Here is a 12,216-nt window from a genome sequence, read left to right as displayed (position 1 = left end):
CTCGTGGGTAAAAAATTAAAAATTAGCATTCAATGAAAAACCGAAACTTCGGGTAGCAGCAGATGAACCAACGTCTACACCTTGTGCCCACCATTTGTTACCTACTGGAGCTTCAGGGTCAAGATTTTTCAATGTACGGTAGAAGTAGAATAGATTTCTGCCCAATAAAGAAACCTTTAAGTTGTTAATTTTAAGTCTTTTGGTGAAACTGTCTGGAATACGGTAACCAATAGACAATTCTCTTAATTTGATAAAGTTGTTGTCGTAAACGGCACCTTTTTCAGTCCAAGAATCTGCACCCCATCCGAATGTGTTCATGTAATATTCTGCAGCACTCAAATGTACATCGTTTGCTTTTCCTGTATTGGCGTTAACACCTTGCAAAGTCACTCCATTTTCGCGATATGGTAAGGTGTTTTCATATAGACCAGCACTCATGCCGTATTTGAGGTTTTCGGATACCATTTTACCTCCAAAACGATAATCAGCAGTAAAGTCTAACATAAAGTTTTTATAGGTAAATGTATTGGTCCAACCGCCTATCGCTTTTGGCATAATGTTGCCAGCATATTTGTACTTGGTTTTGTCGATCACATAGAGTCCATCGTCAGAGATCAAATTATTGCCGTTTTGATCTTTGGCAATGTCATAAACGTAAATATTTCCTAATTTCTCACCTTCTTTTGCCGTAATCTTCAAAGAGTTTTCATCGGCAGAGTAGAATACCAATTCTTCAACGCCCGGTGCTAGGGTTTTAACTGTCGACTTATTAAATGAATAGTTTAGTCTAGAATTCCAGGTAAAGTTTTCATTTTGAATTGGGGTACCGTTGATAGAAAGCTCCAAACCGTTATTGGCAATTTTTCCTATATTCAAAATTTGGGAAGTAGCCCCTGTAGAGGCTGGTGTTGTAAGTCCTAAGATCTGGTCGTCGATATAGTTGTTGTAGTAACTAACATCCAATCCTAATCTATTTTTTAGAAACTTCAATTCCATACCGACCTCAACCTCATATTTACGCTCAGGACGTAGATTGAGATTTCCATAATTGTTTCTGTAGGTCAATGATGGAACAGCGCCATTGATCGTCAATAATGGATTCTGGTTGTAAGCGATATTTGCTTCGTAGATTGCTGCATCATTACCAACAATACCGTAGGAAGCGCGAAGTTTACCGTAGGAGAACTTATCAGACTTTATATCGAAAGCATCGCTGAAAATAAAGCTACCACTAACCGAACCATAGCGATAATTATTGTTCGATGAAGGTAGTGTAGAAGAATATTCAGAACGATAAGTACCGTCTAAGTAAGCGAATCCTTTATAGCCAATATTTAAGGAACCAAAGTAGGCATATTTTAGCATTTCCTTTCTGCTATTTGAAGTTGTTGCCTGCGCGTAACTGTTGCTTAAGCTAAACCAGTTTTCTGTGACAAGACCACCTGCTGTACTTGACGATTGATCATCATAACGCTCTGATCTCGATTGGAAACCCACGCTCGCTGAATAGTCGAAATCTGCATTGATTTTGTTGCTATAGGTTGCCATTACATCACCATACAGGATCGAATAGACTCCTTTTGAAGTTGCGAAGCCTCCAGAACTGCTGGTAGTTGAATTGTAAGCCGTTGCATATTCGTTGTATTGCTTGTTGATGCTCGTTGCAGAAGTTAAGTCATTACCGATTCTTCCGCGGAGTTTCAAGTGATTTACAACATCCCAGTTTAATGTGGCACTTGTTAAAATCCTATTTTCGGTCTCATCATAACTGTTTTTGTATTGATTCCAAAAATAATCTAAGAGGTTGGAAGCCCTCATCGTGTATTTGAAGTCTTCAGGACGTCCTGTTCCAAATTTGGAATATTTGTAGCCGTCAGTGGTTTGATACGCATTTTTCATGGCAGACATATCTTCTGTTCTGCTGAAAAACCCGTCGAAACTTCCAAGTACCTGACCCAACAGATAGGTTCTGTTGTGGGTATTGGTATTGATAAAGTTAGCGACGATATCGGTCGACAATTTGTCGCTAAGTTTTAGCGTGCTATTAAGGTTGAAGGTATTTCTGTTTTGTTTACTACCAGGGCTCGTACTTTTATAGTCCATTCTGGTCGCACTCAAACGGTAGTTAATTTTCTCTGTTTGGTTTGAGATACCAACGTTAATATTGGAATTGTAGCCTTTGTCAAATACGTCGTAGTAGTTATTTTCACGTGCTTTGTATTGACGTACCTGTCCGTCCCACCACATAACATCTTCGCCAGTGAATTTTGGACCAAAACTTCCGTAGGATCTATAGTATGGTCTTCTTCCTGATGGAGAATTAGCATCTGTAAACCAACCTTCGGCAGATGCGCCGTTAGCGATGTTTGTCGCTGCGTCGTAACCGGGTCCATAAATATTTTGGAACTTCGGTAAAAAGGCTGCTCTTTCGATTGATCCATTATAGTTGAAGTCAATTCCTAGACCTCTTCCTTTTGTGCCTTTCTTTGTTGTAATAACAATTACCCCACTTGCAGCGTCCGAGCCGTATAGTGCACTGGCTGCGGCACCTTTTAAGATGGAAATATTGTCGATATCAGCTGGGTTGATGTCCAGCATACCATTACCTCTAATACGTTGATCGTCCCAATAATTATTATTGTTTGCACCAGTCGCACCACCTTGTTGATCGTTACGGATGATGATACCATCGACAACATAGAGGGGCTGGCGTTGATAGTTTAATGAATTGATACCACGGATTTGAACGTTAACCGCACTGGCAGAACCACCCGGAGCAGTGGTAATTTTCACACCTGGGGCTTTACCGTATAGTGCTGATCCAAAGTTGGTGTTACCCGCTTTGGTAATTTCTTCTGCTTTGATATTGCTAACTGCATATCCTAGCGCCTTAGATTCGCGCTTGATACCCATCGCAGTTACAACAACTTCATCTAAAGCTGAAGCGTCCTCAGTTAAGGAGACTTTAATCGATTTAGCGGAAGTAACCGTAATTTCTTGCGTGTGGTAACCGACAATAGAAACACGTAATACTTCTCCTGGAGCGGCTTGAATCGTAAAGGTTCCGCTTGCATTTGTTTGCGTTCCTTTGGCAGTACCCTTAACAGAAACTGTCGCTCCTGAAACTGGACCTTTGGCGTCAGTTACTGTACCAGTAATGGTTTGTTGTGCGTAAAGCGAAGTGGCGCTAAATAGCGTACACAATGCTATACCCGCTGCTTTTTTGTAAAATAGACTCATTTTTTAATGATTAGTATGAATTACAATAAGTAAATGATTAGTGTGGTTATTATTTTGTTAAAATTTTATTAATGTGATTTTCGACTACAATCGCTGCAGTACCTTTGATTTGTGCATGTTTGTTTAAAGATGACATTTGAACATTCGTTGTTTTTGCAATTTCAGGAATGCAAAATTCATTGATGGCAATTTGTATTTGTGGATTCAAAATTCGTCCCAGTTCTGCACCTCTTCCGCTAACGATGATCTGTTTTGGATTCAGAATATGGATAAGTGTTGATATGCCTTTACCTAGCATATAACCTATTTTTCCTAAATTATTGATAGCGATTTGATCGCCCACATTCGAAGCTTCAATTAAGGCGTCTATTTTGTTGAGTTTACTTTTTACAAAGGTGCTATAAATCGAATATTCGTTGTTTTGGATATCAGTTTCCGTACTTCGAATGGCTGCGTCTAAGGAGGCTTCTACCTCCAGGCATCCCCTTTTTCCGCAAGAACATAACGTGTTGTCATCCGAAAGTGGGATATGACTAAATTCTCCAGCAAAACCTGATTCGCCTTTAAAAACAGAGCCATTGATAATAATGCCCAATCCGACACCCCAATTTAAATTGATGATGAGTGAATGATCAATATCTTTTGCTGATCCAAACTCTTTTTCTGCGATAGCAATACATCTGGAGTCATTCTCTATCACAGTTGATATTTGGTATTTTGCTTCTATGCTACTTTTGATACGGTATAAAGGATGATTATGGGGATAAGATTCATTGACACCCAATTCAGAATTGACAAATCCTGGTATACTTAGACCAATACCAATTATTTTGTCCCTTTGGATTCCCGATAGTTCCAAAATCGATTCAATTTCGTCCAATAGTAAATCAGCAGAGTTGCTGGACTTCAATTCTAGGGGAACATCACGGTGTTCGATAATCGTCTGTTGATTAAGATCTGTTAATGTAAATGTGGAAAAATGCTGATCGGTTGAAATCGTCAAGATATAAAAATTCAGTGCTGGATTAATTGCGAACTGCAAAGGACGTCTTCCGCCGGTAGATTCTGCAAAACCACATTCAACAATTATTTTTTCTTCAAGTAAACGATTGATTATTTTTGTAATGGAAGGTGTACTCTTAGCGAGTTTTTTGACCAACTCTGCAATAGAAAGCGCAGAATCAAAATAAAGGTTTTTCAATATTTCTTTTTCCATTAGTTCGTGTGGTTTCTAAAAGTTGATTAAACTTTTGTTAAAGATATGTTAAATCGCATGTAAGATCAAAATACTTTTTAAAAAAATTTAAAAAGTTGCGGCTATGCTTTGTTTTTTTTGTTTTTGTGTAACAATTTGTATTCCTGTTTGTGCCATTAAATCATAGATTATGCATAAAAATGAATATCAAATAGCTTATATTTACCTTTTAATTATACAATCTGATTATGAAACAACGCTATTACTCCTTGGATGTCTTTCGTGGGGCTACTGTGGCACTGATGATTATGGTGAATAATCCGGGGACATGGGCTCATATGTTTGCGCCGCTAAAACATGCAGAATGGCATGGTTGCTCGCCTACAGACCTGGTTTTTCCTTTTTTTCTTTTCGCAGTGGGTAATGCCATGTCTTTTGTTATCCCACGATTACAGGAAGCTGGTCCGGCGATATTTTGGCAAAAAGTAATTAAACGGACGGTCTTAATTTTTGCGATCGGACTTTTTATAAACTGGTGGCCTTTCGTGAAATGGGATGGCGCAGCCCTTGTGTTGAAGCAATGGGTAGACGGAGCGGACCCGAGCCGTGGAATTCGGATTTTCGGAGTACTGCAGCGCATTGCCGTAGCCTACTGCTTTGCGTCAATTCTCGCCTATTATTTTAAGGAAAAAACGATAATCTGGATCTCGACGATTATTCTGTTGTTATATTGGGCAATTTGTGCAATAGCCGGAGGACCAGATCCCTATAGCTTAGAAGGTTGGTTCGGTACACAATATGATATTGCCATTTTAGGTTTACCGCATGTTTACAAAGGGGAGGGGGTACCCTTCGATCCCGAAGGACTGATGAGCACATTACCGACGATTGTTCAGGTCGTCTTTGGGTATTTAGTTGGTGTATTTATAAAAAAACAAGGTCAGGTGGATTGGTTGTGGTCTAAAGTACCGCCCTCTAATGAGCCTCATTTTAAATTGCTGGCGGGAATGTTTGTGACCGGATTTATTTTGGTCGTATTGGCTTGGATATGGGCCTTGGGTTTTCCGATCAATAAAAAAATATGGACGAGTTCCTATGTGCTCTATACAACAGGTTTGGCAACCATGACACTAGGTGGTATGATCTGGTTTATTGAAGTGCAGGGGGTGAAAAATAAATTGACACAGTTTTTTGATGTTTTTGGTAAAAATCCGTTATTCATCTTTGTCTTGAGCGGTGTTCTACCACGCTTTTTGGGATTGTTCCGCATTCCTGATGGCGTAAAAGAGGATGGTACACAAAAATACCTCGACGCTTTTGCCTGGTTTTATAAATATGTTTGCGCGAAAGTGCCTGGGATACCAGAAGTTGGTTCTTTTGTTTATTCACTATGTTTCTTAACGTTGATGTGGGTAATCTGCTATTGGTTGGATAAGAAGAAAATCTACGTAAAGGTTTAATAGTGGCTGAACCTTTGCTTATTAAATTATTTTGGCAACCGAAGATTTTTGCTATCTTTGCAGCCAATTAATAAAATTTTTAACGCTTTAATATTATTCAGGAAATGTATTTAAGTAAAGAGTACAAAGCTGATATCTTCGCAGAATTTGCTGGATCAGCTACAAACACAGGATCTACTGAAGGTCAAGTTGCTTTATTCACTAAGAGAATTGCTCACTTAACTGAGCACTTGAAAAAAAACAGAAAAGATTTCGGTACACAACGTGCCCTACAAATGTTAGTAGGTAAACGTCGTTCATTATTAGCTTATCTTTACAAAAAAGATATCAACCGTTACCGTGCGATCATTAAAGGTCTAGGTTTACGTGATATTATCAAATAAGCTTTAATACAAAGGTGTTAAGAAAGCCATCCAATTTTTGGATGGCTTTTTTTATTGTGTTTATCGTGCCCGAATTGTTATTGTATTTTTCGCGTCAGCATGGTCGTTTTCTGTTCGTCATGGCCTTTTGTAGTTGTTCAGGACTTTCTTAGGTTAGCGGACGACATTGGCCTATTTATCCCTTACTTCAGTTTCACTATTTAGTCTTTATTTAATCGCTTTTTCCTCGGAGCTTGCTCGCTATTTCTTCGCTTCCAACCGAAGAAGTACCGAACAAGCTCCGAACAAGTACCGAAGAAGCACCGAGGAATCTCCGAAAATGATAGCCATGTTTTATACTTGTCTTATATTGTTTTATACTACGCGACAGGCTAGATTCCTCGTTATAATTGATAAGCCTTTGGAAGCCTTTTTCGAGAAATAAGAGAACTTGAGAAGACTTCAATTGATTCATTGCTTGACAGATTAAGGCGGTTGCTGCCGTATTACGATGGTTTGATGATTTAGCCTGCTGTTAATTGCACTAATCTTAATATTTTAATTTACCTTTGTGCTGAAATCTAATGTATTTAAAATATTGGCATGCTGCCAACAAGATGAAAAGCATGTCGCAAACAAGATTAAATGAATTACAACGAAATTAAAACGACCATCGATATGGGTAATGGCACCCAGATCGAATTGTCTACAGGTAAATTGGCAAAACAGGCTGATGGGGCTGTAGTATTAAAACAAGGTGATACGATGTTGCTTGCAACAGTTGTTTCAGCTAAAGAAGCGAAATCTGGTGTTGATTTTTTACCCCTTTCTGTAGATTATCAAGAAAAATATGCGGCAACTGGCCGTATTCCAGGTGGTTTCTTACGTCGTGAGGCTAGATTGTCAGATTATGAGGTATTGATCTCACGTTTGGTAGATCGTGCATTACGTCCTTTGTTCCCTGAAAATTATCACGCAGATACACAAGTTGCAATCAGCTTGATCTCTGCAGATAAAGATATTATGCCTGATGCTTTAGCGGGCTTGGCTGCTTCTGCAGCTATTGCTGTTTCTGATATTCCTTTCAATGGACCGATTTCTGAAGTGCGTGTTGCGAAAATTGACGGTCAGTTGGTCATCAACCCAAAATTGTCTGAGCTTGAAAATGCAACTTTAGAGTTTATTGTTGCTGGTTCTGCACAAGATATCGGTATGGTTGAAGGTGAAGCGAAAGAGATTTCTGAAGCTGAAATGGTAGAAGCAATTGCTTTTGCTCATGAAGCGATCAAAAAACAAGTTGCTGCTCAAGTAGAACTGGCTAACTTAGTTGGTAAAACGGTTAAACGTGAGTATAACCATGAGCCTGAAAACCTTGAATTGAGAGATGCTATTTTTGCAGCTACTTACGATAAGGTTTACGCTATTGCAAAATCTGCTTCTGCAAAACATGACCGTTCTGAAAACTTCGCAAAAATCGCGGAAGAGTACAGAGCAACAATGCCAGAGGAATTGGATGATGATACCGCATTCTTATTTAAAAAATATTTCCACGATGTTCAGTATGATGCTGTTCGTAATCTTGTCTTAGATGAAGGAATTCGCTTAGATGGCCGTAACGTACGTACAGTTCGCCCAATCTGGTCAGAAATAGATTACTTGCCTGCTGCACACGGTTCAGCTGTATTCACACGTGGTGAAACACAATCATTGACTTCGGTTACTTTAGGTGCTAAAGACGATGAGCAAATGATCGATGGTGCTTTTATCAACGGTTATAACAAGTTTATTCTTCACTACAACTTCCCTGCATTCTCTACAGGTGAGGTAAGACCTAACAGAGGTCCAGGCCGTCGTGAAGTTGGTCACGGTAACTTAGCAATGCGTTCATTGAAACAGGTACTTCCTGCAGACAGTGAAAATCCATATACTATCCGTGTTGTTTCTGATATTCTGGAGTCAAATGGTTCTTCTTCTATGGCAACTGTATGTGCTGGTACATTAGCACTTTTGGATGCCGGTGTGAAATTGAAAGCGCCAGTTTCAGGTATTGCCATGGGATTGATTTCTGATGAGAAAACAGGTAAATATGCGATCTTATCGGATATCCTAGGTGATGAAGATCATTTAGGTGATATGGACTTTAAAGTAACGGGTACAGAAAAAGGTATCGTTGCTTGTCAAATGGACTTAAAAATCAATGGTTTGAAATGGGAAGTATTGACGCAAGCTTTGGATCAAGCAAAAGAAGCGCGTTTACACATCTTGGGTGAGATGAAGAAAACAATTTCTGCTCCTCGCGAAGATTACAAACCACATGCACCACGTATCGTTCAATTGTTGATCGATAAAGAATTTATTGGCGCTGTAATCGGACCAGGTGGTAAAATTATCCAAGAAATGCAACGTGAGACCGGTGCTACAATTTCGATCGAAGAAGTTGATAATAAAGGTGTTGTTCAAGTATTCGCAGATAATAAAGCGGCTATTGATGATGCAGTAGGTCGTATCAAAGCGATTGCTTCTAAACCAGAGATTGGTGAAACTTACGAAGGTAAAGTGAAATCAATTATGCCATTCGGTGCTTTCGTTGAAATCATGCCTGGTAAAGACGGTTTATTGCACATCTCTGAAATCGACTGGAAACGTCTTGAAACAATGGACGGTATCTTCAAAGAAGGTGATAAAGTAACGGTTAAATTGTTGGATATCGACAAACAAGGTAAAATGAAGCTTTCCCGTAAAGCTTTATTGCCTCGTCCGCCGAAAGAAGACAAACCAAAGCAGGATAAACCTGCTGGCGAAGCTCCTGTAGCTGGTGCTGGTCAAGAATAAGTTTATTCTTTAAATGATATGAAAAGCTCGCTTTACGCGGGCTTTTTTTATGGAAAATGCTGTTAGGAACTGTTTGCTGCCCGGCGGGATGTCAAACGAATTTTGGATTTTTTAAATGAGGAGACTGCTGTTAATCTATTCAAGCTGCACTATGCTAGTAAAAGATTTAGCGGCGATTATTGGCTTGATGTCGTTATGCTGAAATAGGGAGGAGTTAGGTTAATATGTAGATCAGAAAACAAATCAGGCTGTCAATTCGACAGCCTGATTTATTCTTTTATAACATGATAACACCTATAACATGATAACACCTTTTATCTTCGCTACTTCTTTGTAGAAGTAGATTACCTGATCGGCGTCTTTTACGTTCAAGTTTACCGTAATTGAAGTATACTTACCTGTTTTGGAATCCTTAAAATCAAACTGTGCACCTGTGTCATCAAATACGCTCTGGATCTGATTGAAGTGGTCCTGATCTTTTGGTAAGATAAATTTATACGTATAGTCCTTTGGAAATGTTTCTAAGTCTTCCAAACGCTCTTTAAAAGTTTCATAGAAGTCTTTTGGATTATCACCTCCATCAGGGATATCTTGTATATTGATGTTTTTGTAATCTGCCATGTTTTGTTTCTCCTTAAATATGTTATTAAGGTATTAACAAATATTAATCCAGTAATGTTTTACTGACAATTTTTCAGTTAATTATTGTCAATGCTTGAAGGCCAATCGGCTTTGTTTTTACCAAAGTTTTTGTGTGGCGTAGCACTCATCTCGATTTCCATCTGTCCACCTGCTAAAAGCTGCGCATGTGTAATGAACGTTTTGGCGTAAGGCTGGCCATTTAATTTGATTGATTTGATATATGGATTGGCTTTGCCTTGGTTTTTAACATCGATCGCTAACGTTTTGCCATTCGGTAGATTGATATTCGCATGTTGCATCATCGGCGAACCGAAGACATAAACACCACTCATTGCATTTAATGGATAGAAGCCCATTGCCGAGAATACATACCATGCGCTCATTTGTCCGACGTCATCATTTCCACATAGACCAGCTGGACTGTTTGTGTAAAACTCAGTCATCGCTTTACGGACTAAGGCTGCACCTTTCCAAGGTTGTCCCGCGTAAGCATACAAGTAGGGGATATGGTGATTTGGTTCGTTACCTTGCGCATATTGGCCGATTAGTCCTGAAATATCCGGTGAAGCTTCACCACCAAGATCCGATGACATGGTCGTAAAATAATCCAGTTTTTTCAAAAATTTCTCCTCGCCACCGAAAAGATTGATCAGCCCTTTGACATCTTGGGGTACTAACCAGGTGTATTGCCATGCATTACCTTCGCAATAGTCATTCTCGCGGTGTTTGGCCATGAGGGGGTCGAAAGGTCTGCGGAACTCGCCATTGGCTTTTTTACCGACGAAATGACCTACCTCTTTGTCAAAATATTGCTCGTATAGTTTGTAGCGTTTTTTGAAATAAGCAGCGTCTTCTGTTTTACCCAGTTTTTCGGCAATTTTATAAGCACCAAAGTCAGCAATCGCATACTCTAATGCCCATGCTACAGACTCATTAGGCATGCTGTCGATAGGAATGTAAGTCAGTTCACGCGCATATTTCAGACCGTGATCATTACCCATGGCCGTGGTCTTAACAGCTTCCCACATCAAAGGATAATCTTTCTCGTCAATAATTCCTTTTAAGAAGGCGTCAGCAATCACTGGAATTGCAGGTAATCCAACCATTGTATTGGTTTCATTGCCTTGTAAGTGCCACATGGGTAATTTACCTTGTTGTTGATAGATCGCCAACATGGTTTTGATAAAATCCTGGTTGATTTTACGGTCCTCCAAGATCGTCATCAAAGGATGAAGACCACGGTAAGTATCCCAAAGCGAAAATACCGTATGGTTGACAAAATCCTGTTTTTCATATACTTGTTTGTCAGTTCCTAAATAATCGCCATTTGCATCGTTGAAGATGGTAGGAGCGAAGTAGGTGTGGTATAATGCCGTATAGAAGATTGTCTTCGTATCTTTGTCGGCTTCAAATTGAATCTTATTTAAGGTTTTGTTCCAACGTTGATCGGCGTCTTGCTTTACTTTTTCAAAATTCCAGCCTGGAATCTCGGCGTTGATGTTGTTCAGCGCATTGGTCGAGCTTACCGGAGAAATACCGACTTTGAGTTCGATGGTTTTATTTTTAACAGCATCAAAGAATAAAGCCGCTTTGATTGCCTGTCCTTTGAATGTTGTTTGGCCTAATTTTTCTTCTTTACCTTCGAAAAATCTTACTTTTTGTATCGGTTGGGAAGTTCTGATGGCAAAATACAATTTTTGGTCAGTCGCCCATCCTGTTGAAAAGCGGTAACCAACAAAGGTCGAATCGTTCACCTGTTTGATGTAGGTGTCTGTCGGTTTATCCCAATTGATATGGTAACCTAAATCGACCAAAATATGTGCATTGTCTGTTTTTTCATAGCGATATTGATGATAACCAACACGTTCGGTGGCTGTCAGTTTGGCCTGCACCTGATAGTCATCTAAATAAGCGCTATAGAATCCCGGTTTTGCTACCTCATTTTCTTTTTTGAAGGAAGAGCCATAACCTGTATTCATTTTGTTGAATTCTGCGGGCGTTAATTGTAATTTTCCGTTAGCAGGAACGATCATAAGGTCGTTGAGGTCACCGATACCTGTTCCGCTCAGGTGGGTATGGGTAAAACCTAAAATTTCCTGGCTTTTGTAATTGTATCCACTGCACCAATCCCATCCGTTGAACTTGTCCCAAATCTGTGGAATTTGAGTAGGCCCCAATTGCACCGCACCTAAAGGTACATTCGCACCAACAAAGACGTGGCCATGATCCGCGGACCCAATAAAGGGGTTGACATATTGTGTAAGATTTTGCTGGGCTTGCGCACAAAATGGTAAAATTAGTGTGCCCAACACTGTTTTGAGTAGTTTATTTCCTGTCATAGGTTTTGTTCGGGTATTTGAAAACTGCTTAAAATTAGTAAATAAAACCTTTTAGCGCAATTTTATTATTATTTTAGTAAATTGTCGTTAAATTTTTTACTTTAGTAATCTTCGTAATAAAAAACTTAACAAACCTACTACTACTA

8 protein-coding genes are annotated in these 12,216 nt (G+C 39.3%); 3 read left to right on the top strand and 5 right to left on the bottom strand.

The window, feature by feature from the left end; genetic code table 11:
- Positions 1–15: 15 nt before the first annotated feature.
- Both B3H30_RS04055 and B3H30_RS04050 read right to left on the bottom strand, forming a co-directional pair.
- Positions 16–3,240: a SusC/RagA family TonB-linked outer membrane protein gene (locus B3H30_RS04055; RefSeq protein ID WP_286803453.1), complete on the bottom strand. Its 3,225-nt coding sequence runs from the start codon at positions 3,238–3,240 to the stop codon at positions 16–18.
- Positions 3,241–3,289: 49 nt separating this feature from the next.
- A complete protein-coding gene (locus B3H30_RS04050; protein WP_286752304.1) occupies positions 3,290–4,456 on the bottom strand; it encodes an ROK family protein in 1,167 nt (388 codons plus the stop codon).
- Between the two features lie 227 nt (positions 4,457–4,683).
- Here B3H30_RS04050 and B3H30_RS04045 point away from each other — a divergent pair, with 227 nt between their 5' ends.
- The gene (locus B3H30_RS04045) at positions 4,684–5,895 is read left to right on the top strand and encodes an acyltransferase family protein (RefSeq protein ID WP_286803454.1); all 1,212 of its coding nucleotides are present in this window, start codon (positions 4,684–4,686) and stop codon (positions 5,893–5,895) included.
- Between the two features lie 104 nt (positions 5,896–5,999).
- Positions 6,000–6,278, top strand: a complete 279-nt coding sequence (gene rpsO / locus B3H30_RS04040) for a 30S ribosomal protein S15 (RefSeq protein WP_046674145.1) — start codon at positions 6,000–6,002, stop codon at positions 6,276–6,278.
- A gap of 211 nt (positions 6,279–6,489) precedes the next feature.
- Here the strand turns inward: rpsO and B3H30_RS04035 are convergent, their stop codons facing one another.
- Positions 6,490–6,732: a hypothetical protein gene (locus B3H30_RS04035; protein ID WP_139144929.1), complete on the bottom strand. Its 243-nt coding sequence runs from the start codon at positions 6,730–6,732 to the stop codon at positions 6,490–6,492.
- 170 nt (positions 6,733–6,902) lie between these two features.
- Here B3H30_RS04035 and pnp point away from each other — a divergent pair, with 170 nt between their 5' ends.
- Positions 6,903–9,089, top strand: coding sequence for a polyribonucleotide nucleotidyltransferase (pnp, locus tag B3H30_RS04030; RefSeq protein WP_112373826.1), 2,187 nt, complete (start codon positions 6,903–6,905; stop codon positions 9,087–9,089).
- A gap of 294 nt (positions 9,090–9,383) precedes the next feature.
- Here the strand turns inward: pnp and B3H30_RS04025 are convergent, their stop codons facing one another.
- The gene (locus B3H30_RS04025; protein ID WP_070563528.1) at positions 9,384–9,710 is read right to left on the bottom strand and encodes a DUF493 domain-containing protein; all 327 of its coding nucleotides are present in this window, start codon (positions 9,708–9,710) and stop codon (positions 9,384–9,386) included.
- Between the two features lie 77 nt (positions 9,711–9,787).
- Positions 9,788–12,070 carry a GH92 family glycosyl hydrolase gene (locus B3H30_RS04020; RefSeq protein ID WP_286833347.1) on the bottom strand — a complete coding sequence of 761 codons (2,283 nt, stop codon included), beginning with the start codon at positions 12,068–12,070 and terminating at the stop codon, positions 9,788–9,790.
- Positions 12,071–12,216 lie beyond the last annotated feature (146 nt).

It is taken from the genome of Sphingobacterium sp. UBA7038 (genome assembly GCF_002494055.1).
Lineage (GTDB): Bacteria > Bacteroidota > Bacteroidia > Sphingobacteriales > Sphingobacteriaceae > Sphingobacterium > Sphingobacterium multivorum.
Note: the sequence above shows the minus strand (reverse complement) of the source record. Positions and strands in the feature narration are given on the sequence as shown.

What these genes read in the sequence shown, in the direction of transcription:
- B3H30_RS04055 (WP_286803453.1), bottom strand. Translation starts at nt 3,240, where the DNA reads ATGAGTCTATTTTACAAAAAAGCAGCGGGTATAGCATTGTGTACGCTA.
- B3H30_RS04050 (WP_286752304.1), bottom strand. Translation starts at nt 4,456, where the DNA reads ATGGAAAAAGAAATATTGAAAAACCTTTATTTTGATTCTGCGCTTTCT.
- B3H30_RS04045 (WP_286803454.1), top strand. Translation starts at nt 4,684, where the DNA reads ATGAAACAACGCTATTACTCCTTGGATGTCTTTCGTGGGGCTACTGTG.
- rpsO (WP_046674145.1), top strand. Translation starts at nt 6,000, where the DNA reads ATGTATTTAAGTAAAGAGTACAAAGCTGATATCTTCGCAGAATTTGCT.
- B3H30_RS04035 (WP_139144929.1), bottom strand. Translation starts at nt 6,732, where the DNA reads ATGAATCAATTGAAGTCTTCTCAAGTTCTCTTATTTCTCGAAAAAGGC.
- pnp (WP_112373826.1), top strand. Translation starts at nt 6,903, where the DNA reads ATGAATTACAACGAAATTAAAACGACCATCGATATGGGTAATGGCACC.
- B3H30_RS04025 (WP_070563528.1), bottom strand. Translation starts at nt 9,710, where the DNA reads ATGGCAGATTACAAAAACATCAATATACAAGATATCCCTGATGGAGGT.
- B3H30_RS04020 (WP_286833347.1), bottom strand. Translation starts at nt 12,070, where the DNA reads ATGACAGGAAATAAACTACTCAAAACAGTGTTGGGCACACTAATTTTA.